This window comes from Nitrosopumilus sp. S6, assembly GCF_054515815.1.
Window position 1 is genome coordinate 1 of sequence record NZ_JBTNRI010000002.1, and the last position, 26072, is coordinate 26072.

At 32.7% G+C, this 26072-nt stretch carries 39 protein-coding genes and 1 tRNA gene; 9 read left to right on the forward strand and 31 right to left on the reverse strand.

The features are described from left to right. The coding region (locus tag ACX12B_RS01310; protein ID WP_459352265.1) for a hypothetical protein at positions 1–337 on the reverse strand (337 nt) is incomplete at its 3' end. 109 nt (positions 338–446) lie between these two features. Here ACX12B_RS01310 and ACX12B_RS01315 point away from each other — a divergent pair. Next, complete coding sequence (locus tag ACX12B_RS01315) at positions 447–830, forward strand: hypothetical protein (protein WP_459352266.1); 384 nt, start codon at positions 447–449, stop codon at positions 828–830. Further along, positions 827–1510: a hypothetical protein gene (locus ACX12B_RS01320; protein WP_459352267.1), complete on the forward strand. Its 684-nt coding sequence runs from the start codon at positions 827–829 to the stop codon at positions 1508–1510. The genes ACX12B_RS01315 and ACX12B_RS01320 overlap by 4 nt, the downstream gene beginning before the upstream one ends. Before the next feature lies 1 nt (position 1511). On the opposite strand, the gene ACX12B_RS01325 is transcribed toward ACX12B_RS01320, so the two are convergent. From ACX12B_RS01325 to ACX12B_RS01370, 10 genes are all read right to left on the reverse strand, one after another. Next, entirely contained in the window at positions 1512–2177 is a 666-nt protein-coding gene (locus ACX12B_RS01325; protein WP_459352268.1) for a hypothetical protein, read from the reverse strand. Between the two features lie 40 nt (positions 2178–2217). Continuing rightward, complete coding sequence (locus ACX12B_RS01330; protein ID WP_459352269.1) at positions 2218–2631, reverse strand: hypothetical protein; 414 nt, start codon at positions 2629–2631, stop codon at positions 2218–2220. Positions 2632–2683: 52 nt separating this feature from the next. Beyond that, positions 2684–3169, reverse strand: a complete 486-nt coding sequence (locus ACX12B_RS01335; RefSeq protein WP_459352270.1) for an acyl-CoA thioesterase — start codon at positions 3167–3169, stop codon at positions 2684–2686. 54 nt (positions 3170–3223) lie between these two features. Continuing rightward, entirely contained in the window at positions 3224–4555 is a 1332-nt protein-coding gene (locus tag ACX12B_RS01340; protein WP_459352271.1) for a UbiD family decarboxylase, read from the reverse strand. Next, positions 4548–4889 carry a proteasome assembly chaperone 4 gene (locus ACX12B_RS01345; protein ID WP_459352272.1) on the reverse strand — a complete coding sequence of 114 codons (342 nt, stop codon included), beginning with the start codon at positions 4887–4889 and terminating at the stop codon, positions 4548–4550. Before ACX12B_RS01345 ends, ACX12B_RS01340 begins: the two co-directional genes overlap by 8 nt. Before the next feature lie 17 nt (positions 4890–4906). Beyond that, positions 4907–5347, reverse strand: a complete 441-nt coding sequence (locus ACX12B_RS01350; RefSeq protein ID WP_459352273.1) for a hypothetical protein — start codon at positions 5345–5347, stop codon at positions 4907–4909. Between the two features lie 310 nt (positions 5348–5657). Further along, positions 5658–6227, reverse strand: a complete 570-nt coding sequence (locus tag ACX12B_RS01355) for a hypothetical protein (RefSeq protein WP_459352490.1) — start codon at positions 6225–6227, stop codon at positions 5658–5660. Between the two features lie 108 nt (positions 6228–6335). Next, positions 6336–6668, reverse strand: a complete 333-nt coding sequence (locus ACX12B_RS01360; protein ID WP_459352274.1) for a hypothetical protein — start codon at positions 6666–6668, stop codon at positions 6336–6338. A gap of 78 nt (positions 6669–6746) precedes the next feature. Continuing rightward, positions 6747–7088, reverse strand: a complete 342-nt coding sequence (locus ACX12B_RS01365) for a nascent polypeptide-associated complex protein (RefSeq protein WP_141977350.1) — start codon at positions 7086–7088, stop codon at positions 6747–6749. Then, entirely contained in the window at positions 7085–7558 is a 474-nt protein-coding gene (locus ACX12B_RS01370) for a PUA domain-containing protein (protein WP_459352275.1), read from the reverse strand. The genes ACX12B_RS01365 and ACX12B_RS01370 overlap by 4 nt, the downstream gene beginning before the upstream one ends. Before the next feature lie 90 nt (positions 7559–7648). Between ACX12B_RS01370 and ACX12B_RS01375 the strand changes: the two genes are divergently transcribed. From ACX12B_RS01375 to ACX12B_RS01395, 5 genes are all read left to right on the forward strand, one after another. Beyond that, entirely contained in the window at positions 7649–8695 is a 1047-nt protein-coding gene (locus ACX12B_RS01375; protein WP_459352276.1) for a PhoU domain-containing protein, read from the forward strand. A 55-nt stretch (positions 8696–8750) separates the two neighbouring features. Further along, positions 8751–9866, forward strand: a complete 1116-nt coding sequence (gene hflX, locus ACX12B_RS01380; RefSeq protein WP_459352277.1) for a GTPase HflX — start codon at positions 8751–8753, stop codon at positions 9864–9866. Next, positions 9856–10389: a tRNA (cytidine(56)-2'-O)-methyltransferase gene (locus ACX12B_RS01385; protein ID WP_459352278.1), complete on the forward strand. Its 534-nt coding sequence runs from the start codon at positions 9856–9858 to the stop codon at positions 10387–10389. Before hflX ends, ACX12B_RS01385 begins: the two co-directional genes overlap by 11 nt. 26 nt (positions 10390–10415) lie before the next feature. Next, on the forward strand, positions 10416–10931 hold the full coding sequence (locus ACX12B_RS01390) for a transcription factor (RefSeq protein WP_016939412.1): 516 nt from the start codon (positions 10416–10418) through the stop codon (positions 10929–10931). Between the two features lie 66 nt (positions 10932–10997). Continuing rightward, on the forward strand, positions 10998–12389 hold the full coding sequence (locus ACX12B_RS01395; RefSeq protein ID WP_459352491.1) for an NAD-dependent succinate-semialdehyde dehydrogenase: 1392 nt from the start codon (positions 10998–11000) through the stop codon (positions 12387–12389). 143 nt (positions 12390–12532) lie between these two features. Here the strand turns inward: ACX12B_RS01395 and ACX12B_RS01400 are convergent, their stop codons facing one another. From ACX12B_RS01400 to ACX12B_RS01455, 12 genes are all read right to left on the reverse strand, one after another. Further along, positions 12533–12832, reverse strand: a complete 300-nt coding sequence (locus tag ACX12B_RS01400; RefSeq protein WP_459352279.1) for a hypothetical protein — start codon at positions 12830–12832, stop codon at positions 12533–12535. A gap of 2 nt (positions 12833–12834) precedes the next feature. After that, complete coding sequence (locus ACX12B_RS01405; protein ID WP_459352280.1) at positions 12835–13392, reverse strand: hemerythrin domain-containing protein; 558 nt, start codon at positions 13390–13392, stop codon at positions 12835–12837. Positions 13393–13484: 92 nt separating this feature from the next. Then, positions 13485–13757 (reverse strand): SWIB-MDM2 domain-containing protein, encoded by a 273-nt coding sequence (locus ACX12B_RS01410; RefSeq protein WP_459352281.1) that lies wholly within the window; start codon positions 13755–13757, stop codon positions 13485–13487. Between the two features lie 36 nt (positions 13758–13793). Continuing rightward, complete coding sequence (locus ACX12B_RS01415; protein WP_459352282.1) at positions 13794–14450, reverse strand: 2,5-diamino-6-(ribosylamino)-4(3H)-pyrimidinone 5'-phosphate reductase; 657 nt, start codon at positions 14448–14450, stop codon at positions 13794–13796. Further along, the gene (locus ACX12B_RS01420) at positions 14437–15627 is read right to left on the reverse strand and encodes an amidohydrolase family protein (RefSeq protein ID WP_459352283.1); all 1191 of its coding nucleotides are present in this window, start codon (positions 15625–15627) and stop codon (positions 14437–14439) included. The genes ACX12B_RS01415 and ACX12B_RS01420 overlap by 14 nt, the downstream gene beginning before the upstream one ends. Continuing rightward, on the reverse strand, positions 15621–16373 hold the full coding sequence (locus tag ACX12B_RS01425; RefSeq protein WP_459352284.1) for a GTP cyclohydrolase IIa: 753 nt from the start codon (positions 16371–16373) through the stop codon (positions 15621–15623). The genes ACX12B_RS01420 and ACX12B_RS01425 overlap by 7 nt, the downstream gene beginning before the upstream one ends. After that, positions 16370–16786, reverse strand: a complete 417-nt coding sequence (ribH, locus tag ACX12B_RS01430; RefSeq protein ID WP_459352285.1) for a 6,7-dimethyl-8-ribityllumazine synthase — start codon at positions 16784–16786, stop codon at positions 16370–16372. Before ribH ends, ACX12B_RS01425 begins: the two co-directional genes overlap by 4 nt. Positions 16787–16788: 2 nt before the next feature. Beyond that, the gene (gene ribB / locus ACX12B_RS01435) at positions 16789–17454 is read right to left on the reverse strand and encodes a 3,4-dihydroxy-2-butanone-4-phosphate synthase (RefSeq protein ID WP_459352286.1); all 666 of its coding nucleotides are present in this window, start codon (positions 17452–17454) and stop codon (positions 16789–16791) included. 78 nt (positions 17455–17532) lie between these two features. Further along, a complete protein-coding gene (locus ACX12B_RS01440; protein WP_459352492.1) occupies positions 17533–18117 on the reverse strand; it encodes a riboflavin synthase in 585 nt (194 codons plus the stop codon). Positions 18118–18171: 54 nt separating this feature from the next. After that, positions 18172–18876 carry a tetratricopeptide repeat protein gene (locus ACX12B_RS01445; RefSeq protein WP_459352287.1) on the reverse strand — a complete coding sequence of 235 codons (705 nt, stop codon included), beginning with the start codon at positions 18874–18876 and terminating at the stop codon, positions 18172–18174. A 62-nt stretch (positions 18877–18938) separates the two neighbouring features. Next, a complete protein-coding gene (locus tag ACX12B_RS01450) occupies positions 18939–19082 on the reverse strand; it encodes a hypothetical protein (protein ID WP_428325912.1) in 144 nt (47 codons plus the stop codon). Positions 19083–19139: 57 nt separating this feature from the next. After that, positions 19140–19490, reverse strand: coding sequence for a response regulator (locus ACX12B_RS01455; RefSeq protein ID WP_459352288.1), 351 nt, complete (start codon positions 19488–19490; stop codon positions 19140–19142). 52 nt (positions 19491–19542) lie between these two features. Between ACX12B_RS01455 and ACX12B_RS01460 the strand changes: the two genes are divergently transcribed. After that, entirely contained in the window at positions 19543–20154 is a 612-nt protein-coding gene (locus tag ACX12B_RS01460) for a transcriptional regulator (protein WP_459352289.1), read from the forward strand. Position 20155: 1 nt separating this feature from the next. Here the strand turns inward: ACX12B_RS01460 and ACX12B_RS01465 are convergent, their stop codons facing one another. Genes ACX12B_RS01465 through ACX12B_RS01480 form a run of 4 tightly spaced genes read right to left on the reverse strand, consistent with a single transcriptional unit; the run spans position 20156 to position 22878 of the window. Next, positions 20156–21010, reverse strand: coding sequence for an HpcH/HpaI aldolase/citrate lyase family protein (locus tag ACX12B_RS01465; RefSeq protein ID WP_459352290.1), 855 nt, complete (start codon positions 21008–21010; stop codon positions 20156–20158). Positions 21011–21017: 7 nt separating this feature from the next. Continuing rightward, positions 21018–22094 carry a zinc-binding dehydrogenase gene (locus tag ACX12B_RS01470; protein WP_459352291.1) on the reverse strand — a complete coding sequence of 359 codons (1077 nt, stop codon included), beginning with the start codon at positions 22092–22094 and terminating at the stop codon, positions 21018–21020. Positions 22095–22136: 42 nt separating this feature from the next. Continuing rightward, positions 22137–22418: a DNA-binding protein gene (locus ACX12B_RS01475; RefSeq protein ID WP_459352292.1), complete on the reverse strand. Its 282-nt coding sequence runs from the start codon at positions 22416–22418 to the stop codon at positions 22137–22139. Between the two features lie 7 nt (positions 22419–22425). Further along, the gene (locus tag ACX12B_RS01480; protein ID WP_459352293.1) at positions 22426–22878 is read right to left on the reverse strand and encodes a 30S ribosomal protein S19e; all 453 of its coding nucleotides are present in this window, start codon (positions 22876–22878) and stop codon (positions 22426–22428) included. A gap of 219 nt (positions 22879–23097) precedes the next feature. On the opposite strand from ACX12B_RS01480, the gene ACX12B_RS01485 reads away from it, so the two are divergent. Beyond that, entirely contained in the window at positions 23098–23760 is a 663-nt protein-coding gene (locus ACX12B_RS01485; protein ID WP_459352294.1) for a hypothetical protein, read from the forward strand. A gap of 69 nt (positions 23761–23829) precedes the next feature. On the opposite strand, the gene ACX12B_RS01490 is transcribed toward ACX12B_RS01485, so the two are convergent. From ACX12B_RS01490 to ACX12B_RS01505, 4 genes are all read right to left on the reverse strand, one after another. Next, positions 23830–24096: a ribonuclease P protein component 4 gene (locus tag ACX12B_RS01490; RefSeq protein ID WP_459352493.1), complete on the reverse strand. Its 267-nt coding sequence runs from the start codon at positions 24094–24096 to the stop codon at positions 23830–23832. A gap of 88 nt (positions 24097–24184) precedes the next feature. After that, positions 24185–24258 (reverse strand) — tRNA-Gly (locus ACX12B_RS01495). Between the two features lie 22 nt (positions 24259–24280). Further along, a complete protein-coding gene (locus ACX12B_RS01500; RefSeq protein ID WP_459352295.1) occupies positions 24281–24949 on the reverse strand; it encodes a ribosome biogenesis protein in 669 nt (222 codons plus the stop codon). Between the two features lies 1 nt (position 24950). Next, positions 24951–26066: a hypothetical protein gene (locus tag ACX12B_RS01505; RefSeq protein WP_459352296.1), complete on the reverse strand. Its 1116-nt coding sequence runs from the start codon at positions 26064–26066 to the stop codon at positions 24951–24953. Positions 26067–26072 lie beyond the last annotated feature (6 nt).

Below are 26072 nucleotides of genomic sequence, written 5' to 3' on the forward strand. Positions count from 1 at the left end.
GTTCGGGAGCTAAATCAAGTTCATCTAATTCAATATTTGATACAGTAGGTAAATCTCCCAGAAAATCTAATTCCACTTTATTTCCATCAATTCGTAAAAATGGTTCACCCCCAATTGAAAAAGTCTGAATTGGTTTCCCCTTTTTCCAAGAGTTTTTGCCACTGTAAATTGTGATGTAAGAAATCCCATTTTTGATGTCAGAAGAGATAGTTAATCGATCAACTGGGATTCCTTTTGTTATTCCCTTGTCTGTATCCTGATGTCTTATGGCAACAGAAATCAGATGTTTAGTATCATAACTGACTTCGGAGATAAGATAGTCAGCCCATTTATCCATTATAAAAAATAATGATTAATTTCTAGTAAATAAGCGAGTCTAAATCTAAAGATTCAAGGATTATGCTGGAGAAATAAGATTATAATTGGTTTTAGAGAACCATGTTCAAATGGAAATTTCTATAGAACCATGGAAGAAACTGATAATTCACGAAGTAATTGAGTACAAATTTGATGATTGGGTAAAGCAAATAGCATTTAGTACTAGATCTTCAGGAGGTGCAATTCCCACAATGCAATGGACAAATGGTATTGTTTTCTCACCAGCAAATTTTCCAACAACAAATGCTACAGTTGAAGAACAATTGAAAGGAATTTTACATTGGTCATCAGTATCATTTGCAATAAAAGAAAAATTTGAAAAACAAATAGTCAAAGAAAATGCTACAATAAATCTAGTAGATGTAAGTGTGAACGAGATTTTCAAAGAACTATCATTTAGTTTGAAAGCACAATCAAAATTTACAAATTCAGAATCTGGCAATGGTCAATGAGTATTGAAAAAACTATTGATGATTGTAAAATTTATCTAAAACAGATAAAACAATACGAACCTGATCCTTTTTACGTAAATCATTATTTTTCTAAATTCATAGATTCTGTAAACAGAACAATAGATGGTATTTTTATTGAGGCAAATAGAGATTTTGGATTATTCATAAAAGAAAAAATTTCATATGCTAAATTTCTTGAAAAAGCAAAATCAAAAAATGATTTGCAAGCAATAAAATTTTCAGAATGGTATATAGACAAATTCAATCAAGAACACAAAAGTAGAATTCCAAAAGCAATAAAAAAAATATGTGAATTAAAAAACAAACAGAACACGTTACCTGAAATAAAAATCATGATAAGAGCACAGGAGAGATATGAAAATGACATTAACCAACAAATCATGGTTGGTTTAAGTAATGAAAAATTACGCTCAAAAGAGGAATTACAAATTGAAATTAATCGACAATTACCAGTGTTTTTAGAAGTAATCAATCACAAAAGAACCACAAATAATGAGCCTAGGGTGAATGAAGATCAAATAACTGCATCAGCATTTATCGACATTGAAGATATTTTTGCAATTGAAATTGCCTATGCATCAGAGATTTACATTCCAGTATTGATAAGATTGGTTGAAGAATCAAGGGGAAAAATTAAAGAATTAACTTCTTGGAATTAGATTAATCTGAAAATCCAAATACAGCATGTTCATTTTTTATTTTAATTATTGGAAAATATGAAAAACCATGATCAATGGTATCAGAGAATTCAGGGTTTTTTCCTTGATTACCATGATATTTTAAGAAATTTTTTGTTGGTTCAGAATCCAATTCTACATAATTGAAATTATAATACACTTCATCCATTTCTAGGGAGGTAATGTAACCAAGTACCCAAGATTTTTTTCTAGGCAAAGCAAACAATGTTAAATTTTGTTCATCTGGAAATTCAGGATCATACGTTAATCTGGCTAAACTACCAAGATCTTTTACTTGTATTGGATGAAACTGATCTGAGATAATTTTTTCATTTTCAGGCAATGGAGAGATTTCTGATTCCATATGAATGACAGGTGCATAATGGGAAATATTTTGTGTGGATTCTACAATATCACAAATTTCTTTTCCACCATTTACTTGATATGAAATGTATCGGCCGGATTTTTTCAAAGGAATATAGAAAATCAATAAGGTATTAGCAAGAATCAAACTGCTAGATACAACTCGTTCTCCATTAAATTCCTGAGAATAGACTCGTTGTGGATATTCTCTAAATGCACAAGCATATCTAGCTAAATCATCAAAACTAGATAATTCTACAAAACACTCATTCTGATATTGAGACATAAAAAATTTAGAATAAAGGATGTTTTTATTCTTTCAAAATTTATTTTGATTTTGGCCACATTGAGCCCCAGGTTTCAGTGAATTTTTTCATCATTTCACCATATGCATTCATCTGTTCTAATCCAGATGAACTAAGACTCTTTTGCCAATTTTCAACAAATTGTTTGAAAGTAGACATGTTACTATCATTGAGAGCTTTTTGCCAGTTCTCACTGAATTCTTTAAAAGAATTCATTCCAGCATCAGTCATTGCTTTTTGCCAATTTTCTCCAAATAATTTCATGGTTTCATTACTAGATTCAACAGTAGCTTTTTCCCAAACTTCATTGAATTTAGATTGCATGTCATTACTGGCATTTTGAATCTGCTCAAAAAGTGATTTCCAATTTTCAAGAGATTTGGTATATTCTTGCCACAATGAATCCCATTCATTATTTTTTTCTTGGTCAGACATTAACTAAAGATAGAGTTCGTTATTCTTAAAGGGATCCCTAAAAATCACAAAATTATTTTTGCCGATTTTTTAATCTTTTTTCCATTCTGATTTTTCCTTCTTCAAATTTGGTTCTGTCTTCATCAGTTTTTAAAGAAAGTTTTGGAACATGCATAGGTTTGCCATTTTTATCCAGTGCAACAAATGTTACAAAAGCAGTTCCAGTTACAGTTCTAATTCCAGTAACAATATCTTCAGCTTCTGCCCTAACTTCGATTTCCATAGAAGAGTTATGAACATAATTGATACGAGCATTTAATGATAGGACATTTCCAACAAAAACAGGTTTTAGGAAATTAACACTATCCATAGATACAGTAACAGCATTTGATTGAGAATGTCTTTGAGCAACGATTCCAGCAACCATATCAATATGTTTTAAAATTTCACCACCAAACACATTTCCAGCCGGATTTGCATCAGATGGAAACATTCTAACTATTACTTCAGCATGGGATTCAGCAGGACTCTTTTCTTTAACATTCGATTCAGATGACATTTTATCTAAAATAATTCTAATTTATCCAAATTTAATTTAATCAGTTGATTATGATTATTTGAAATATTTTTCGAGTTTAATTTTATCAATTTTTGGGATTTTTGCCAATTCAAATCCTTCAGGACGTTTTGAAAGTGATCTAGTCGCATCAATACCCATTTTTGCGGTTTGCAATTTCTTTTGATTACTTGATGGATCAAGGCTGGAACCGCGCACATTTTTTAAAATTACAAGATCTTTATCTGCCTGAAATCTTGTTGCCATAGCATATTCTACTGCCTCAGCATCATTAGGATCAATATCCTCATCTACCACTGTAACTTGTTTTAGTGAACGGTGTGATTCGAATGTTTTTTTGATTATTTTTTTTGCATCAGAATCACTTTTCTTCTTTATTTGGACTACTGCATGCAACCAATTACATCCACCATTTGTCATTGATACTTGTTGTGTTTGTTTGAATGCTTTTTTCAAATCACCATTTAATTTTGATTCAATTGGCATTCCCATCAATAATCTATGTTCTGAATAACCAGACAAAACATCATGGAAAATGGGGGTATTTCTAAAATACATATTTTCAAGTTCAAAAACAGGTTGGGATCTTTTATGATCATATGTCTGAAGCATTTCTACCATCCACTCAGGATGAGTTTTATCTTGAAGAATTTTTCCTTCCATAACTATTTCTGAACCAGAAGGAACATTCAATCCAGTAAATGGAAGTTTTGTTAAAGTTAATTTTCCACCCAACAATGAATTTGCAATATCAATCTCATCTTTGCCCCATTGTGCTTGATATGCTCCTGCAATAGAAATGGCAGGATGAACGCCTACAGTTATTGCAATTTTTAGATCTTCACCATGGTCTTTTGCATTAACAAAACATCGATGTAAATGACGTCCTTCAACCATTCGTATTGAAAAATGAGTTTCATCAATTGGCATCATTCTATGAAAAGATGAATTTTGTTTTCCAGTTTCAGGATTCTTAACGTATGCAATTGAAGAGGTGATAAAAGGACCGGATTCTTTTTCAAAATGAGTAACAATAGGCATAGAAAAGAGGTTTTTTGACTTGTTTTCTTGAAATTTTCCTGAGGAGATGATTTTAGGGGCTTTTGCCTTTTTTATGGCAGAAATGATCTTTTCATGAATATTATTTTCAGTTCCACCAACTGCAAGAGCAAATCTTTTTCGAGTTCCAACCAAATTGGAAACTAAATGAAAATTACTTTCTTTGATGTTTTCAAATAATACGGCATGTGAACCGTCAACTTTTGCAGTGATTCCTGCTATCTCATATTTTGTAGAAACTTTTGTTTTTATAATTTTGAGTTCTTTATTTTTCTTAATTTTTGAAATATAATTTCTTAAATCACTCATTCTCAATCATCTCCATAATCTCAGACATTAAGTGTTTTGCAGTATTGGGATCTAATTCTTTTTGAATAAATGCAGAAACTAATGCAATGCCCCTCATTCTGGTACTGATTCGTTCAGCAACAAGTTTGAGAAAAAGAGATTCAGATCTAGATGGAATAATAGTGGTGGTGACAGGAGTAGGTCCAGTTGCCATTGAAGCTACCATGGAGCCAATTTTATTGGATCCTTCAGCTACAGAAATAAAATAACCATTATCAAATTTTTGAATAGATAAAGAAAAGTTACGGCCCTCCAAATTTACCAATTTTTGGAAAAATCCATTTGGAGAGTTCAATAAGCTATGAACAAGTCTTATGCTTTTATTGCTATTGATTCATTTTCTTGGGAAGCATCAACTAGGTTAGGATTCTTCTTGCAATTTTTTTCGTGTTTGTCTGGATAGACAAATAATTTCTCACAATGTTTGCATGGAGTTTTTTCCTTAGACTTTGTTTTTGCTTTTGCAGTTTTTGCTTTAGATTTTGCTTTTACTGCAATTTCCTCAACTTCTGGTTGAACCTCTGCAATTGATTTTGCTTCAATAGAATCAGCCTCAACTCTTGCTCGCAATTTGGCTTTGTATTTCAAATTACGTGGTTTAGTTCTTAATCTATAGCCACAGCAGGGACACCATAGTCCTTCCCATTTGATGAATATTTCACAAATTTGACATCGACGTTGTCCAGAAGCATATCTTCCGGTTCCAACAGGCTTTTGAGCCTTGTATCTTACACAAATTCCTTTACAAGTCATCTTGGTAGTATTTTATAGAATTCATAAGTATATAAGGATGGATCGGTGAAATATTGGAAAAAAGTCATAAAAAGTTGTAATAATTATAAGTAATTTTACGATCACAATAATTTGTTTCAACGAAAAACAAGAAATCTTCAATAAATATGTATAGCTTGTTTGAAATTCGTTTTTCTTGAAAAAATAATATCTATCAATATAGTTGTTTGACAAAAAATTTCATTTTTTCTTTAAAAAAATACAGAAAATAGAAGAAATTCATACAGTATGAACTGAAGAAACAGAAGATTTATTCCTAAAATATGAAAAATTAACCCGTCAGAGATAGTGGTAATATAGAATGTCTATGTCCATCTCTTTGAGAGATATATTTTGCAGACAGCATATCTCGTTTTCCTCTCTGATTAAAATTCTTAATTTTCATACTGGTCTTTCTTTCATCAACAAATTCCAATTCAAAAGATGAACAAAATTTGAGGTTTAACATAGTAACAATCTGTTTTGCAATCCCCATATTCCCATTTCCAATTTTTACAATTTTTCTTTTCGCTCTAAGACCTCCAAGAACTCGGATAATATGAACAACTAATTTTTCAACAGACGAATGGAATGAACTCTCAATCTCTTTTCCATAATAAAATACAGACAAGCCAGTTCTTTCACCAGGATCAATTCCTAAAATTAGATCATTTTCTTCAAAATTGAGATTTAGTTTTTGCATCATGATTCCACGGATGACAGTTGGAGGATGTTCAAAAATGTCTTCGTGAAGTATTGGCATTTCACATGTTTTTGGAGATTCTTGACGAGTGGTTAGAATAAGATGGCCTGGATAGTTTTGAATTTCCTCAGGTAAAATTGAATCAAATGATAGTTTCAGGGCTTTTAGATATGTGGAAAATCTATAGTATGGTTTACCATAGGAAGTAGCAATTCCGATACGAGAGTTAAGTAAGGGATCGATATTTGACAAAACAGAATATAGAATTTAGGATTTTGCCTTCAAAACAGTTGACACGACATGTTTCACTGCTTCATCAAAATTAGCATCAATTTTTGATTGAATTTCAGATAATTTAGCCTCACCTTCTTGAGCAATTTTTGCAGATTCAGCAGTTGCCTTTTCTTTTGAAGCATTTATGATAACTTCTGCTTCTTTTGTGGCCATTTCTCTAGTTTTTTCCATAAGAGAATCTATTTCATTTTGGGCCTTTACTGAAAGTTGTTTTTTCATATCTCCGACTTTACTGTTTAAGGAGTCAATATCATCTTCTAAGACATTTAGAGATTTGATGATTCCAGTGACTTTAGATTCAGCCATACTCATTACACTCGAATTTCGATAAATCCATTACTTAAATCATTCATTTTTAGAGGTTTTTTAGGCGTAAAAGAAGGATCATCCAGTGGTTAGCAATAAAATGGCTCGAGCAAGATCGCCTTTTGCTTCTTCCAATGCACTTTTGGCTTTTTCCTCATCAACACCTGCTTGTTGGCTAACAAGTTGAATATCCTCTTCAGAGAAAATTGGAACCTCTAGTTCTCTTTCCTCGTAACTGTCAGCTGTAACAGTGAAAATAGAATTATCTTTAGCTTTCATTTCGGTAACAGATGGTTTTGAAATAATGATCTCTTTTTTATCGGTCTTTATGGTAACTTCTTGAACATTGGATAATTCATTCATGTCCAATCCCATCTTATCCATCATTCTTCGCATTTCGCGATTGCCTCCTCGCATCATAGTTCTTTTTCCTCTTTACGACTTTTTAAACTATCTCTAACTTTTATGGCTACTCCCCTATCAAAATCAGAAATCATCTCATAGGACAAAACAGCCCTACCTACTGCAATGACTTTATTTTTGAACAGAATTGGAGTGTCAGCTGAGATTCTAACATTTTTTCCACATTTTACAACATGTTTACAAAACACTGATCTTCCCTCTTGAACAAAAGGGGCAGCATCTTTGTTTATCTCTACACAATTTTCTTTGAATGTTTTACTCTTCAATAGTATTTGAGCAAAATAAGGACTAATTGCCAAACCACCATCGATTCTTAATGTACACAGTAGTTTTCCTTTATGCATAACTGTTCTAATTCTGCCAGTTTTCCTTGAGAAGGTCATTTCAATATCTTTTGGAAGATGTTTTGAGGTACCATTCCCAAATAGAGAGTCAATAGAAGACTGGAGTTTTAGAATATGATCCATATCCAGACTTGATATCTTCTAAATATTAGTTCAATGATAACATATGGTAAAATCAAAAAACTATATAGAATGAGATTTTTCATGTAGTTTATGGAAGAAAGAGAAGAAACAAGAAAAATCCAGTTTACAGGCAAATCATCGTATATAGTTTCATTACCAAAACAATGGATTATAGATTTAGGATTAAAACAAGGTGATCAAATTAGAATGGTTAGAAAAGGCTCATCAACCTTAGAGCTTTTTCCTCCAAAATTTGAATCACGTAATCAGAAAAAAGAAGAAGCAATAATTGAAATTAATTCTGAAGAAAAAGCATCTTCTATTGTAAGGAAATTAATTTCACTTTATTTCTTGGGTTTCAAAACAATTAATGTAAAACCAAAAGATGGGAGATTAAGTCCCATTCAAAGAAACACCGTAAAAGAAGCAGTTAAGCGAATGTTGATGGGCTCTGAAATAATTTCAGACTCTAGTAGTGGAATCACAGTACAAGTTCTAGTAAATTTGTTGGAGTTATCAGTTGATGGGGCATTCAAGAGAATGATTCACTTGGCAAAATCAATGTCCAGTGATGCCTTACTTGCTGTCAAAGAAAATAATTTAGATTTGGCACAAGAGGTAATCAACACAGATGACGAAGTAGATAGATTTGGATTTTATATTATTCGTCAGTTAAAGATAGCAATCCAAAATGAACACATGCTAAAAGAGATGGGCTTTAGAAATCCAAGAAATTGCCTGGGGTACAGATTGGTAGTAAAAAACATAGAAAGAACAGGTGATCATGCAGCATTCATTGCCAAAGATCTTTTGGAATTTAAGAAAACAGTGAAAAAGGAAATTTTGCAAAAATTACAAGACATGAATGAATTCTGTTTATCTGCATTAGATGACGCATGTCTATCTTTATTCAAGGAAGATTACGCACAGGCTGAAGAAACTATTGAGAAAACCAACGATATTGCAAAATTTGAGAAAAAGGTTAGAGAAGCCTCAAAATCACTAAAAGATGATGAAGAGATCTACAGAGTAAGAAGGATGACAGAAAACATTAGAAGAATTTCTGAATATGCCAGCGATATTGCAGAAATAGTCCTAAATATGAACATAGAAAAAACAATCAAAAAAACGGCATAGATTTCAAAACAGTTAGAATCTTTAACTCGCATTATAGTAAAAACATGGAATCAAAATGAAATCAGCAATTTTAATCACGTATGATAAGGAAGATGTGATTAGTGAGGCAAAGGGACTTTGTGATGCAGCAGGTCTTCAAGTAGTTCATACAATGAAACAGAAATTCTTGAAAAAACCAAAGTATGGCATAAGTGGTGGAATTTTAGAAAATCTTGAAGAGATTGCAGAAAAGATTAGACCAGATGTCATAGTTTTTGATGAGGTTTTAAAACCAAGTCAGAATTATAATTTGGCATCAGTATTACATAGAGAAATTTTAGATAGAGAAGCATTAATTCTTGAAATTTTTGAAAGTCGAGCATCAAGTGCAGAATCAAAATTACAAGTGAAACTAGCTCAACTAAGATATGAAATGGCTAGAGCAAAAGAAAAAGTTCGACTATCAAGTATGGGAGAACAACCAGGATTTATGGGAATAGGAAAATTCGAGGTTGATGTTTACTATAATGACATCAAACACAGAATGAGTACAGTTAGATCAAAATTAGAAAAAGCTGGAAAACAAAGAGAACTTCACAGACAGGGAAGAAAAAGAATGGGATTCAAAACAATCTCACTTGCAGGATACACTTCAGCTGGAAAAACTACCTTGTTTAACAAGATGACAGGAGAAACAAAAGATCAGAGCAGTGAGTTATTCACTACACTTTCTACTACTACAAGGAGAGTTACGATTAATCAAGAGCCATTTTTGATTTCAGATACAGTAGGTTTTATCAGTAAATTACCTGCATACATGATTGACGCATTCAAATCAACTTTAGAAGAATTAGGTCACACGGATATCATTATTGTGGTAATAGATATCAGTGATTCTATTTTTGAATTAAAAAAGAAATTTTCGAGTTGCATGAGAACACTTAGCGAGTTAGGAGTTGAAAAAGATAGAATGGTATATGCACTAAATAAATCAGATTTGTTAGAAAATAGTGAAATTGAAGAAAAAATAGAGACATTAAATTTAGTAGACAATAAAAAATGGATTCCAGTTTCTGCAAAAACAGGAAAAAATGTAAAACAACTCAAAGAATTGATAAAAGATATTTTGGAAAGCTACAATTCAAACAAATTTGAAAAAAATTTAGGAGTTGAAAAGGCATTTGATAATTGAAGTAGTACGTATTGGACAAAGACTAGTTAGAGATGACCGAGTTACGACTCATGTAGCGTTAGTTTCAAGAGCATTTGGTGCAGAAACAATTTTCATGACAGAAATCAATCCAGAGATAAAAGATACGTTAGGAAAAATTAATCAAACATGGGGAGGCAATTTTACAGTTGAATTTATAGAAAATTGGAAACCAATTGTTAAAAAAAAGAAAGAGGATGGTTTCAAAATAGTACATCTTTCAATGTATGGTGAAAAAATTAATGATGTTCAAGAGACGATTCGAAAAGAAGAAAAATTGCTAATCGTTGTTGGTGCTGAAAAAGTTCCTAGAGAAATTTATGAATTGGCAGATTACAATGTAGGAATAGGCAGTCAACCTCATTCTGAGATAAGTGCTCTTGCCATACTCTTAGATCGTATTCAAGAAGGTCAGCAATTTGAAAAAGAATTTGTAGATGCAAAGAGGAAGATCATACCCACAAAAACAGGCAAAAATGTGCAGGTAAAAGAAACAAGGGATTAATAATAGAAAATCAGGAGAAATTAGAGTTGGTAGACAAGTACGAAGATCCTTTTGTTAGAATTGCTTCAATGATTGGGGGAGACGAATATCTCAAAGTAGCTCGTTCATTGTTAAAAGCAGAAGATGCAACTGATGAAGAAATTGCCAGTTCTACAGGACTTAGAATCAATATGGTAAGAAAAGTACTGTATGATCTTTTTGGAAAATCTCTCATTACAGGAATCAGAGTAAAAGATGAAAGAAAAGGATGGTTTGTCTACAGATGGAGAACTAGAAGAGAAGAAGTAGAGCATTTCATTGAAAATCAAAAAAAGAAAATTGAAGAACGACTGCAACAAAGACTAGACTATGAAAATGCATCAGACTTTTACCATTGTGGAAATGAAGACTGTCCAAGAGTAACATTTGAGGATGCTCTTGAAGGAATGTTCAAGTGTCCTTCATGTGGAAATGTCCTTAATCTAAAAAAGAATGATAAATCAAAAAAGGCATATCAAAAGAAAATTGATGAAATCAAAAAAGATATGCAACAAATTTTCTAATTAAATTATCAACAATACTGGATTTTAGGTTACTAGAATAAATAAGAGAGACAGTTTTGAAATATCCTGAGTCAGATTACTACAGTAAATCCTGCAACAGGTGAAGATATCACTACATTTTCAACGATGGATAGAGATCAGGTATTTGAATTAGTTAGAAAAGCAAAAAGAGCATTTCCTGAATGGAAAAAAGATTATGAAAAACGCAGAAGTTACATTTACAATTTAGTTGAACATTTAAAGAAAAACAAAACAGAGTTAGCAAAAATTGCAACTAGTGAAATGGGGAAGGCATTAAAAGAATCAATTAGTGAAATTGAAAAATGTGCTTGGGCTTTAGAATTTTATGCAGACCACGGAGATAGTTTCCTTAGTGATGAAGTTCTAAATACAGATGCAAGAAAGAGTTTTCTTACATTTGAACCACTAGGAGTAATTGGTTCTATCATGCCATGGAACTTTCCATATTGGCAAGCTCTAAGATTTGCAGCTCCTTGTTTGATGGCAGGAAATGTGATTGTTATGAAACCGTCTAGAATCACTATGCAATCAGGAATTGAAATTGAAAAAGCATTTGCAGATGCAGGAATACCTGAAGGAGTATTCTCAACAGTAGTTGGAAGTGTAGATTCTGCAAATCATCTCATTGATTCAGAAGTTAATGCTGTTACATTTACTGGAAGTACAAATGCAGGAGCAAAAGTTGGTGAGAGAGCTGCTATGAATCTAAAAAAATGTGTTTTAGAATTAGGAGGAAGTGATCCTTTCATTGTTTTAGATGATGCCATTATAGAGAAAGCAGCTGAAGGTGCAGTAAAGGGTAGATTTATCAACTGTGGACAAAGTTGTGTAGCCTCAAAAAGATTCTTTGTAGGCAAGAATATTGCTAAAGACTTTATTGAATTATTCATCAAAAAAGCATCTCAACTCAAAGTTGGAGATCCAATGTCAATTGATACAGATGTTGGTCCATTATCAAGCAAGGGTGGATTAGAAACAATTTCAGGAATTGTTGAGGATGCAAAGGCAAAAGGTGCCGAAGTATTGCTAGGAGGAGAAGAGATAGATGGAAAAGGGTATTTCTACAAACCAACAATTCTAACAAATATCACACCAGACATGAGAATTGCAAAAGAAGAAACATTTGGACCAGTAGCACCAATAACAATTGTTGAAAATGAAAGTGAAGCTATCAAGATGGCAAATGATAGTGAATTTGGATTAGGAGCAAGTATTTGGACACAAGATCTTGCTAAAGCAGACAAAATGTCAAGAAGAATCGAATCAGGAATTGTTAGTGTAAACAATGTGGTAATTTCAGATCCAAGAATTCCTTTTGGTGGAATAAAACACAGTGGATTTGGAAGAGAATTATCAAGATATGGAATGCTAGAATTTGTAAATCTAAAATCAGTCAGATTCTATGATAATCTAACACATCATCATTACGTAGAATAGTTTTTCACAGTTGAAATTATGAGTATCCTTTAAGTATAATTTTAGCGTATTATACAGCGACGAGGATACTCGATGACGCGTATTGTTGAGTGAAGATCAAAGAGATCTTGGGAACGCCTTGAGCTTTGAGGTACATTCAGAGTTCATGATTCCTCTGGGACAAAGTCCTCGTCAAATTCTTCATCATCTTCTTCATCGTCACACTCTTCTAATTCTACATGTGTTGGAGTTCCATCATCTCCAAAGAAAATCTCAATACAGATATCAGTAGATAAAGTGGATACTAAAGTTTCGGCCAATTCTTTTGGGAAGTTTCCTAATCTACTAGGATCAGCAGAATATCGATATTCAGTGACAACATCATCATGATAGAAATCTAATTCAATGTCCCCATTTGCAAATTTTCGTACGGCAACTACTTGACCAAATTTACTGTCAGTCAAGCCTAATTTCCTTGTTCAGCAACATCGCGGGTGAGATTTTCAGCAAGATCTTCATAATGTTGTCTAGTCTTTCCTAAATCCTTGAGTTTTGCAGCTTCAATTTCATTTAATTCTCCATCAACCTTCTGTGCAACATACTGCAATCGAGCTTCTGCCATCATAAACAATCGATTATTTTCTTTCCAAAGATGCTCTGTGATATGTTCTACGTATTGTTTCATATCAGAAATTAATTTTGCAGAATTACCTGAAGAAAGATATTCTTTTGCAGAAGATTCCATGCTTGCTGCAATCTCTCTAGAACGTTCATGATCTATCAACATCATTGCAATAGGACCCATGTTTTTTGGCAATCCAGCTTGTTCTAATGCAGGAAACAAAGAATTTTCTTCTTTACTGTGATGGCAAACATCTGTAAAGTTTTTTGAAAAATCAATAACAGGAAGTAAAATTGATTCAGGAATTTTTTTATTTTCATTTAATAATTGGATAGTTGCATCCATTGCTTTGACAACTTTTTCAATTAATTCATGATCACGTCTTAATGATGCAGTTGACATGATGAATTTGCATTATTTCCAGTATCTATATCTTATTTTTTAAAATAATTAAAAGATAGAAAGTGTTAACGGTTTATCGTTAACAAGTGGGTCTAACGATTAGAAAGGCTTTTTGATTTTACAAATGCCCAAATCTTTTTAGTCATTTCACTTGGGGCAATTGGTTTTTTACCAAATATTTGTTCAGCGGTTTCTTTACGTCCTGCAAAACTAATAGCATATCCACCAAATGCTGGTTTCTTTGCTTTTGATTTAGTAGATTTCTTTTTTGGTGCAGCCTTCTTTTTTGGTGCAGCCTTCTTTTTTGGTGCAGCCTTCTTTTTTGTGGTAGATTTTCTTTTAGTTGTTTTCTTTTTTACTGCCAATTTCTTGTAGTTGTATTCGAAATAAAGTATAAGAACTTAGAGCTTTTCATAATGTAAAACTAGATGATTTTTGAGCCTCTTAACTGATTTGAGTCTAAGATTTGGGGAATTAGAAATCTTGCTAAACCCAACACCATGCAGATAAGAAATTGCATCTTCACCACCAATTAAGAATGGAGACAGAGTTATTATCATCTCATCAAAAAGTTCTTGGTTAACAAATTCCCAATTTACGGTTCCACCACCTTCAACTAAGATTGTCTTGATTTTCTTTTTTGAGAGTTTTTTTAATAATAATTTTAGATTAACAGAATCATTACCAACACTGATTATCTCAATAGGGAATTTCCTAAGTTTTTCAAGATTTGTTTTAGTAATTTTTTTTGATACTGCAATTATAGTTGGAATTTTATCACTAGATTGTAGAATTTTTGATTTTTGAGAAATGATTCCTTTAGAGTCTAAAATAATTCTAATAGGATTTTTTCCTTTAACATGACGAACAGTTAGAAGTGGATCATCACGTGACACAGTGTTTTTTCCAACAAGAATTGCATCTACATTTGAACGTAATTTATGAAGTCTTTGGATGTCTTCTTTTGATGAAAGTTTAGAATCATTTACTTTGGTTGCAATTTTACCATCAATAGATATTGCTCCACTTAGAATAACACGGGGTCTAGATTTTTCCATGAACAATTTTACCTCCAATCATTACTGCTTGTATTGCAGACTCTGATGCTCTATGAACAATTGATGCATAAGGTTCGTGCATTGGTTCTAAATCCAAGGCATGTTTATTGAGAAATATACAGTCAGCAATTTTTTTTGTCTCAATAACACCAATGTCTTTTTTCAATATTCTTCCAGCATTTACTGTAGCCATTTTTAGAATTTCTTTAGGATTGATTCTTTTCTTATGAATGCCCATTGTGACTTTCCATAGATAATCCATCTCTCTGAACATATCTGGGGAGTTTATCATAACATTGTCTGTGCCTAATGCAAGCGTGCAACCAGCTTTTTGCATTAGTGTAATGTCTGGAATTCCTTCAGCTAATGAGGAGTTGGCTCTTGGACAAATAACAATTCCTCTGACTTTTTTTGCTGCTGCATGAAGATCACTATTTGATGCATGAGTCATATGAACAAGAAAATGAGGTTTCATAGATAGTGCACGAATTGTTTCAGATTTTCCAGTCATTCTTTTAGATCTTGAAACACTTTGTTTTGTTTCAGAAGCGTGAATAGCTCTAATCTTTGACGTTTTTGAATAGTGATTCAAAACAGAATTGCTATTCTCATTTGCACCACTAACCCCAATACCATCACATTTTTTGAGAATTGCAGGTAATTCCTGAGCTTTTTCTTTAGGAATGGATAGATTTTTTTTGATTTCTGTAGAATTTTGGTAAAAATCTAATCTACCTAAGATGATTGATCGTATAGGAACTTCAGATAATGTTTTTTTTAATAAAATAACACCATCTAGCCCTCCTTCTCTAAAATCAACAAAAGTGGTAATTCCTTTTCGAAGCATAGAGTGACAAGTGTTTTTCATAAAATTAGATAGATTCTCAGGAGGAGTGTTTTTTAGAATTTTTGATTTTGCACCAAAAACAGGATGTATTTTTTTATCTACTGAACTATCCAAAGTAACGTCTTTTCCAATAGAATCACCTATGTGAGTATGTGCATTGATAAATCCAGGGATTAGTAAGAGGCCTTCACAGTCAATCGAATCTTCTGTACTGCTTGGTTTAATGTTAGGTTGAATACGTTTGAATTTTCCATTTTGGATTTGAACATTTGTTTTTGTGATGAACTCTAATTCTTTTCCTAAAAGAAGGCTAATGTTTTTGATTAACATGATAATTCATAAACTTCAGGTTTTTCTTTTCCTGAATCTCGAATTTCACGAATTGTATCAAGGGATTTTGTGGCCAATTTTACAGCATCCCTACATGTACTAGCATTACCTATACCACAATTCAAAGAAATATTATCATCATTTTTAATCATATTAATGAAATCCTGTACAGAATTTTTTCCATCATTACTTGCAACTACCATAAAGTTATCTCCCCCCATAAAAAATGCCAGTGAATTTTTTTCCAAAAAGTATTTTGACATCTTAGAGTATAATTGAAAAATTATTGAAGAGATTTCATATGGGGAATTTGTTGTTCTTCGTGATGTTAAATCATCAACATCCAAATGCATGATAGTAACTTTAGAGTCAGATGACTCGTTAACAAAACCAAAAATATTGTGTTCTTTATTTAGAACAATTTTGTTTTTCTTTCCTTCATATGCTTTCAAATTTGCTTCAAATGGAGATTCAGCAAAACCAATTGAAATTGTTAAATGTACTTCAAATGATTTTTCAAGTGTTTTTTGAATTTCAATGTGATCTTCTAAACCAATACCATTAGAAACAACAAAAAATTCATCAGATCTGTTAAGAAAAACAAGGCAGTTTTTTTCAGAAAATAATTTTTGTACTTGCTTGTACAAAGATGCCTGAAGCATTTGGAGTTCATGTTCTCGGTCACTTCCCAAAGTCAAAGTCCAGGGACCATAACCTGTTATTTTCAAAATACTTAGTTGAATCATTTTTGAATCCTTTTTAGTTCTGATGAAATTTTTACTACAGCCTCTACAGCACGCTCAGCTACAGGCCTAATTCTAGCATGAGCATGTCTTTCCTGCATTCCAGGACCAGATATTCCAAGAGATACAGGTTTTTGATATTTTATGGATAAATCAGTAAGTGCTTGAGCAGCAGCATGAGAAATTACTTCATCGTGTTTAGTTTGTCCCTTGATAATTGCCCCCAAAGTAACTACAGCATCAACATCATTTTTTTGTAATAATGAATCAACTACTATGGGCATATCATATGCACCAGGAACAGAACACGTATAGGTTATTTTTAATTTTAGGTAATCAGCTTTTTCTTGTGCAACTGAGAGCATCCTAGATGTCACTTCCTCATTAAATTCCGAAACTACTATAGCAATATTCAAAATTAATGCACCTTGGCGTATTCTAATAGTTCTTTTCCATCAATCAATGGAATTCCATTTTGTTTTGCAAATTTTTCTGCTTTATCAACAGATAATGCAGTGTATGTTTCAGCATCCATCATTTCACATATTGCAGTTACAGGAGTCAAACCTGCAATTTGTGCAAGATAAACAGACATTTCTGTATGTCCCTGACGTGCTGCTAACAAACCTTTTGATGCAATTAGTAAAGGAACATGTCCTGGAGTTTTAAAAGAGGATGCAAACTTTTTTTGTTTATTTTCAACATTGTAAATATTTGCCATTTCACGTATTGTTAATGATCGGTCATTATCAGTAATTCCTGTATAAGTTTGATAATGATTTACAGATAATGAAAATGTTGGATGATCCCCATAAGGAGCTAATCCCATAATCATCTCTTTGTTAGAGATTGCAGAATCGGACAAAATTTCATGCATGTATTTTAGTTCAAGTGAATTTGCAAATTGATTATCTATTGCAATACAAAGTAATCCACCAGCATGTTGACGCATTCTTGCAACATGTTCAGGAGTTACAAATTCTGCTGCCACCACCATATCAATTTCATTTTCTCGTCCAGCAGAGTCAAACAAGAGTACAAACTCGCCTCTTTTCAGAGATTGTAATGCGGTTTCAAGTGACATAAACAAAAAAATCTTCAAACGGATTATAAAGTTTACTCAAAAATTGGTAATTACCAATAAAGTGGTAGATTATTAGGTTTATTTTAGAATGTATTTTCCAAGAATGTCAGTTTCAATATTAACTTTGTCGCCTACTTTTTTTGTTTGAAAATTTGTAACTTCAATTGTATGAGGAATTAATGAAACTGATGCAAGATTTTTTTTGATATCAGTTACGGTTAAACTGATTCCGTCAATGGCAATAGAACCTTTTTTGACTACATATTTTGCTAGTTTTGTAGGTACTTCAAACCAAACTTGGACTTCTTTAGGTTTTTTTAGAATTTTTTTAATTGTTCCTACACCATCCACATGTCCTAAAACAAAATGACCTTCCAATCGATCTCCTGCCTTTAAACTTCGTTCAATGTTTACAATTCCTCCAACTTCAAGATTTCCAAGGTCTGTTTTCTTTGTAGTTTCTTCAATCATTTCAAAAAGACAATTAGATTTTGTGAGTTTTGTTGCAGTAAGACAAACACCATTTAGTGCAACACTTTGTCCAATTTTCAATCCTTTTGCATGTTTTCCCAAGTTTACAGTCATTTGTACTGCACTACGATTTTTTGTGTTTTTAGAAATTTTTTCAACTTTACCTATTCCTTCTACAATTCCTGTAAACATCAAAATCACGTACAAATTCACGTATAAAATGATTTAGTTAATTTTCATTTAAGATTACTTTGAATCCATTTGTTCAAACTCATTTTCACAAACTTGGTGAAAGAGAGAGCATTTGTTTTCTTTTGCGGCTAGTTTAATTTTTTCCATGTCTTTGTTAAGAATTCCCTGGGCTGCCAAAAATGCGTTATCACTATCACCTAATTTTTCAAACAATCTAGATTTAGCAAGTGGAATTTCTTTGAGACTAGAATCAACTAATTGTGCCTTATCGTAAAATTCTATTGCAATTTCATAATTACCTAAATGACTATGAGATATAGCTTTATTCATCAAGGCTGTAACATCGTTTGGATCTATTGCCAATGATTTTTCATAATATTCAAGTGCTTCTTTATGTTGATTCAATTCATTTAATGACAACCCCATACTATTCAATGCCCAAGAGTCATTAGGATTAGAAGAAAGAATTTCTTCACATAATTTTAGAACTTCTTGATATTGATTCAAACTTTCTAGTGCATAAATTTTATTTTTTAATGCATATGTATCAGATTTTTTTATTTCAAGAACTTTATCACAATAAGATATAGCTTCCTGATATTTTTTCAGATAAATCAGAGACAAGCAAATGTTTTGAAGTGCTACCATGTCATTAGGAATTTTTTCAAGTAATCCCTTGCAATAGTTATACAGCTCTTCGTATTTTCCTGCATTAAACAGTCTGGTTATGACATTGCTAGGATCTAGGAGATTAACCATTTCTAATAATTAGATAGATTTCATTATCTTTAATCTATTCTGAAAAAAATGAAAATTCCCAGTTATTTTAAGACTTTACGAATGGTTTCGTTTAGTACTTTAGAATAACTGTAGGAGGCTTGTTCTTGTTGAATTAATTTTGCTTGACGAAGTCGAAGTTTCTTATCGATATCATCATCAATCATTATGGTTACTCGTTTTGCCATATCATAAAGTATGATAGTTGCAATATAAGACTATATGAAACCTCCCAAAAATGGGAATTACTCATTTATGCTAGAGACAATATGTTCAATATTGAAGGGTTTTTGAACTACAGATACATTGAGTTTTTTCAATTTTTCTTCAGTTTCTGAGCTAGTATCAGCAGTAACTGCAATTATACGTGCTTTGGGTTGAATATCTTGTATTTTCTTGATTGCGTAAAATCCAGAACCATTAGGCATGTTAAGATCGATTAAAGTAACATCAGGTTTCAATTTTTTATACAATTTAACGGCAGTAACACCATCAAATCCATTTCCTACAACATTGATTCCTTTTTCTTCAAGAAATTCAGAAAATAATCGAACAGTATCCTCATCATCATCAATGATAATAACAGATTTGCTCATAAATTCATAAAGTTAATGAGTTCTTTATATTTTACATCTTTAGATACCATATATGGCTGGATTAGACAGATTAATTTCAACATCATTACGTACTAAGATTAAGAAAAAAATTGATGTAGATACACTAAAAAAAATTGAACGTGAATTATTTTTAGAACACGGAATGTCAATCAAGCTTTCAATGGAACATTTTCAAATATTATTAAAAACTATTAAAAAAAATTCTGATTTAGACATTTATGACTTTGAAGATCAATGCCTAAAAGAAATTATTCAGGTAAAAAAAATAAAACAAAACTATCATCTAACCATTCTTGATTCAAAATTAGTTCATTTTATTTTAGATATATTTGGAGATAATGAAACCAGGAAATTGATTATGTCAATTTTAAAAAGCGAGCACACGATACCAGAAATTCTAAGAGAATCAAGTGTACCTAAAACGTCAGGTTATAGAAAAATAGAAAACCTTCTAATCAATGGATTTTTCATTGAGACAGGAAAAGTACTAAGTGAAAGTAAAAAAATATCAAAAATTCAATGTATTTTTCAAGAAATTTTGATAGATGCTAAAAAAGAAAATCTCATAGTCAGTGGAATCGTGCCTAAAAAAATATTTGAGAAAAGCACAACAATGAAATCTATAATCAAAAAGTTAGAATGAACTATTTTACAAGTTCAAGTAGTGCTTTTGCTTGTTTGAAATGAACTTCATCAATCATCTTTCCTTCAATAGTAGTAGCACCTTTTCCTTTCGTTGTTGATTCAAGGTAAGTTTTGCAAACTTTTTCTGCCCATTCAATTTCACTTTTGTTTGGATGAAATAATTTGTGAGTTACAGAAATATGATCTGGATGAATAATGCTTTTTCCTGAATAACCTAAACTTTTTCCAACTTTGCAATCTTTTTCTAATCCCTTTGAATCTTTGAGATCTTGCCAGATAGCATCTATTGCAGCTACACCTGCAGCATGTGCATCAATAGGAATCTTTCTTCGAGAATATTTTGCACCTTCAGAATCTTTAGTATATTCTACACCAATATCATTTAGAAGATCAAATACACCAAAAACTACTGCAACCACTCTTTTGCTGCTAGAGGCAATTTGATAGGTGTTAACAACACCCTCTGCAGATTCAATTGAAGGAATCAGTTGTATTGGTTTTAGTTTTCGTGTTTTCTCAAGACCTGAGATTATTTTTTCGATTTTTTTTAGTTCTTTGGCATTGTTTACTTTGGGAATAACAATTCCATCAATACCCTTTTGAACAATTTCTTTAAGATCAGCAGGAATTTTACCAGATAAAGGAGAATTGGTACGAACAAAGATTGAAGATTCATATGATTTTCGAGATTTGAGAGCAGCCTTGATTAGCTTTCTGGCATTTGTTTTTTCATTGTCTGGTACAGAATCCTCTAAATCAAAGCATACAATGTCAGCCTGAAGCTTTTTTGCTTTTTCCAAAAATCTAGGATTATTTCCAGGAACAAAAATGAGACTTCTGAAGAGCTGAGTCATTAAATGACTAAGCGCCTTCAGGCTTCATTAAGATTTTGCCAAAGAATTTACCCTCTAACATTTTTGTGTGAGCCTCTGCGGCTTGCTCAAATGTGTAGACAGAGTCAACAATGGATTTTAGTTTTCCTTGACCCATCCAGTAAAGACCTTGATCTAGTTCAGCTTTTGTTCCTTGTGTTGAACCTAAGACATTGATTCCTTTGAAGAAGATGTGTCTAAGATCTATTTGTGCGTCGTAACCTGTTGTAGCACCACATGAAACAAGAGTTGCACCATACTTGAGTAAGGTTAGTTGCTTGTTGAAGTGGGTTTGACCAATGTGATCAAATGCAATATCAATTCCAGGTGCTTCACCCTTTGATTTTGAAATTTCTTTTGAAATTTTAAAGACTTCTTTTTGCCAATCGTCTTTTCTGTGGTCTACTGCATGATCTGCTCCAAGTTCTAGACATTTATCTAATTTGTCTGGACTTGCAGTTGCAATTACATCACAGTTGTATAATTTTGCAATTTGAATTGCAAAGCTTCCAACACCAGAACCACCACCCATTACGAGTACTGTCTGTCCTGGAGTAATGTTAGCTCTACCAACTAACATGTGCCATGAAGTTAGAAGAGTCATTGAAGCTGCTGCTGCATCTTCATATGAAACACTATCAGGAATTTTTGAAACATTGACTTCTGGTAAATGAATTTGTTCAGAGTATGCGCCCCATAGTGGTCCAGTTTGGAAACCCCAAACTTGTCTTCGGGTACAGTCGAATTCTCTTCCATCAGTACATGCTTTACAAACTCTGCATGCCAAGTTTGAGTGAGAGACAACTCTGTCGCCTACTTTGAAATTTTGTACATCTTCGCCTACTGCGATAACATCTCCAGCTACATCAGAACCTGAAACATGTGGAAGAGGAACTGCTACTGGAACTCCTCTCATTCCCCAAATATCATTATAATTTAGGGCAGATGCTTTATTGGTAAAAATTACCTCATCTGGTTTTGGTTTTGGTTCGTCTATATCCTGGACTTTAAGGATCTTAGCGTAATTATCATCTGGTGCATATTCATTGTATACAACGGCTTTCATGAAATAATCGGCTGCTTACCCATAATTATATTTTATCTGTGATCAGACACGATTGAACTTAAAATCACGTTTTGGTTGTTGTGTAGAAAGTAAAATTTGCTTTAATTGATCGTCTGTGATTTGACCAGGAATTTTTCCTTGAGTTGCCATTCCGATCAGATATTGTTCAACAAGATCGGCTAATTCTGGTTTTACCATTTTGATATTGTTTAATCTCATTCTTGCTTCAGGAACTAGAATCTGTTTTAGAATCTGTTCTTTTTGTGCAGCTTGTTCATGATTTGTATGATCTTGAGGTAAATCGTCTGATTCAGGAAAACTCATTTTGAATCTAACTGTAAACTTTCAATTTAGGATTTTCAACAATCATTTCTTTTAGAATTTCTGTTGCTAATCTGTCAAGTTTTTGCATACCTTGTTTAGAAATTACACGTCCTTTTTTCTCAACTTTTTCTAAATAACCTAATTTTTCTAATCCATGAATGGCATTTCTAATAATTGCACCGCCGGCATCTTTGTGATGAGCTGCGCCATAACCATAGGGTTTACCACCACCATAATCTTTTCTTAATTCGTTAATTCCAATTGGGCCATTAAGGTAAATTTTTCTCATAATTGAAGCGCATCTAGTATGCCACCAATCGCGGTTTTGTGGTGGTTTGTCAGCATGAGCCCCAGTTTTTACAAATGGAATCCAAGAAGGAGCTGGAATATCTTCATTTTTTAGAATATCAGCTAGTTTTCCTATCAATACATCTGCTGGTACATCGTATACCTTTGCCATGAAGACAAAAAATCGAGAATCGTCTTATAAATCATTGAGATGTTATGTCTAGTTGCCAAACATATTTCAGCGTGAAAATCTCAGATCGCTGATTTTATCAAATGATGAAAAATTGAAATTTAAGTTTTTTTGAAATCATAAATTCATGTGTGGTTTGGAGTAATTTTAAAAAATTACATACTAGATAAGATATAATTTTTTTTAGAACTGTAGCTAGCAATGAGAAACTGCGTTTTTAAAAGACGAAGGGGAATTAGTGCAGTACTTACAACTGTAATTATTTTGGTTGCATCTGTCGTATTAGGTGCTGGCTCTGGTTTGTATGGAACCAGTTTATTTCAGACTGCAGCACAACAAGACAACATATCAGTCTCAGGAAAGAATTTGTGGGTAAATGCTACAGATTCCACAGGTGATGCGTGGGGAGCAGCAGGAGTCAGAAACAATGGTGAAAAAATTGTTTCAATAGATACCATTCAAGTTAGAGGTGTGACAGTACCATTATCAAATTGGTATTTTGATAAGGATCAAACCAGAGTATCTGTAACAAACTTCCAGAGCACATATGTACATGAAGGTACAGGCGGTACTGGAACTTTAATGAGAGATACTGTTGATGCTGGTGGTTCTGTTACAACATCATGTACATCTCCAGATGGGACAACACTGGAAATTGACATAGATGATGCAGGTACACTACCAACACTATGTCTTGAACAAGCTGCAGCTCCAGTTGCACTCAATCCGGGTGATAGAATGATTATCTACTTCCAAATACCAGAGGGAAAAATAACTCCTATTGATGCAGGTGCTTCAGCAAGTTTAAACATATTTGCAGGTAAAACAGGTGCACCTCTTAGTATAACGATCCAAAATCCATAGTAAGATGATAGTCTAAAAGATCATCTCAATTATTTAAGATAAGAGTAATAATTAGTAGAGATTCAAATTCTATTGAGTAATTATTTTACGATAAATATGGCCACACAGGTAACAAGAAATCCTAATTGATTTGACAGATGTTCTACCTAAACGGATTCTAGAATTCACTCCAGGTGCAATGAATGATTTGCATTTTTTGCAAAAAACCATCCTAAGCTCATATGGCATTCGAATTTTATGTCTAGTACTAATTCTTCTGGCAAGAAGAGCTTGGCGTTGAGAAAGTTCAGGATCGGTTTTTGCATTACTAATTGCGTTTTTTATTAGAATTTGCATTCTTTCCATTGCAAGTTTTCTTACTGCAGGTTTCACAATAATTTCTAAAGTCACACCTAAAAATTACTTCTTATTAGAATCAAAAATATGCAGTCAGCGGGATTCGAACCCGCGTCACAGGGTTGGAAACCCCGAATACTAACCAGGCTATACTATGACTGCAACAAAATGCAAATTTTGGCGCCTACATAAAAATGGTTTTTTCGTACTCATAGAGCATTCTAGCAACTACAGTATGACCTTCAAAGGATTCATCACCAACAGAATACATTTGAGTAAATTGTTTTTCAATAGAGTCTGAAAAATGTCCCTTTTGGAATCCACCAAATACAAGGCAATAATCATCATTGATCTCTCCTGCAATTTTTTCATATGAATTTTGAGTGCCTTTGGTAGAAAATCCAATTGTTTTTGACGGGTTTATTTCATCAATTAGTTCTGAAAATGTTTTGTTTTTGATTTCAAGTAATGTGTTATCATTTGATGTTATCTTTTTTTCATCATACAATTTTTCAATCAAACCTGCAAATCTATGATAAGATTTTGGTACATGGACATTCTGACCAAAGTAGATCACTTTATCATCAATCGTATGTACATAGAGTTTAATTTTGTTTTTCAAATAAAGTGGAATGGTTGTAGCTTCAAGTATTGAAAAGTGTACAAGGTCAGGTCTTCCTCTCTTTAACTCATTGTTGATTCCTTTCATTGCTGCAAAGTGCCATGAGTTATCTAATAGAATTTCAGATGAAAATTTTCCTAGTTTTCTTGCATGTGAAATTACTGAGGGATGATGTTTTAATTCAGATGGAACAAGTTCTAATGCAGATTCTGCTAAAACTATAGAAATCATTTTAGTTTGTCATTTGGATTTGATTCTTAAATTCATTCCAACCTGATTTTGGATTACCATTCTCATCAAACAATCCTGCATTGCAGACATAATGATTTAATCTCTCAATTACATGTTCACTACTACCAAAACCTGATCCTCCTATCGAAAGCTTGTCTTCTCCAATCTCTGGTGCTTCAAATGTACAAGTTCCCTCAGGCTTGTCATTTTGCCTATACCATGTGAAAAACTCTAATTCTGATTCATTTTCTTCATAAAATTCAAATGATTTTTCTAAAAATTCAGTCTGAGATTCTTCACTTCCACCTACAAAGTCAGATGTACTCCAACTAATCTCAAAAATTGCAGCCTTTCTATCTCCTGCCAAATCAATAATCTGTTCTAGTTCTTCTTTTGCTTGTTGGGGTGTTTTTACCATATCGCCGACTGTATCAACTGGTGAATAAGTGAATGCAACAAAATCCCCAACGTCCAAATCAGTTACAATATATCTCAAGTTCTTATTCAAAACTTGGTGTAATGCAAATGCATTTCCAATTTTTACATCAGGATGTTTTTCTTTAATTCCATCATAGATTCCGGTGAAAAGTTCTTTGTAAACAGGAATGTTTTGTTCATAGTATCTGAATTGTGATTCTGTTTCTCCTGCAAGAATTACAGTATCAATAATATGATATCGTGATAAAATTGCATCAAGGACATTGATTACTCTGTCTTCTCCAAGCGATTGAAGTGGTGGGTTTCCAATCCAATTTGGAAATGGTCCTAACGTTTCTCCATTAATTATTGAAAAGTAGAGTGTAACTTTGAGATTATTTTTTTGATTAAAGCTCATCAAAGCATCAGAATATTGCCAATTGTATTCACCACGTTCTGGTTCAACTAAATTCCAAAAGAGATAGACATTACTTCTTCCAATTCCAGATTCAGATGCAGTAGCATAGATTTCATCTAGTTCTTGTAATGTTACAGATTGATTTGGAGAATTTATCACTAGACCAATTTTCTCATTATTCTTTTGAGGAATAACTTCAGAACTAGGAATACCAATAACACCAGCTGCAATTGCTATGACTACGGCCACGCCTATAGCCACGCCTAGAATTTTCTTATCCATACGAAC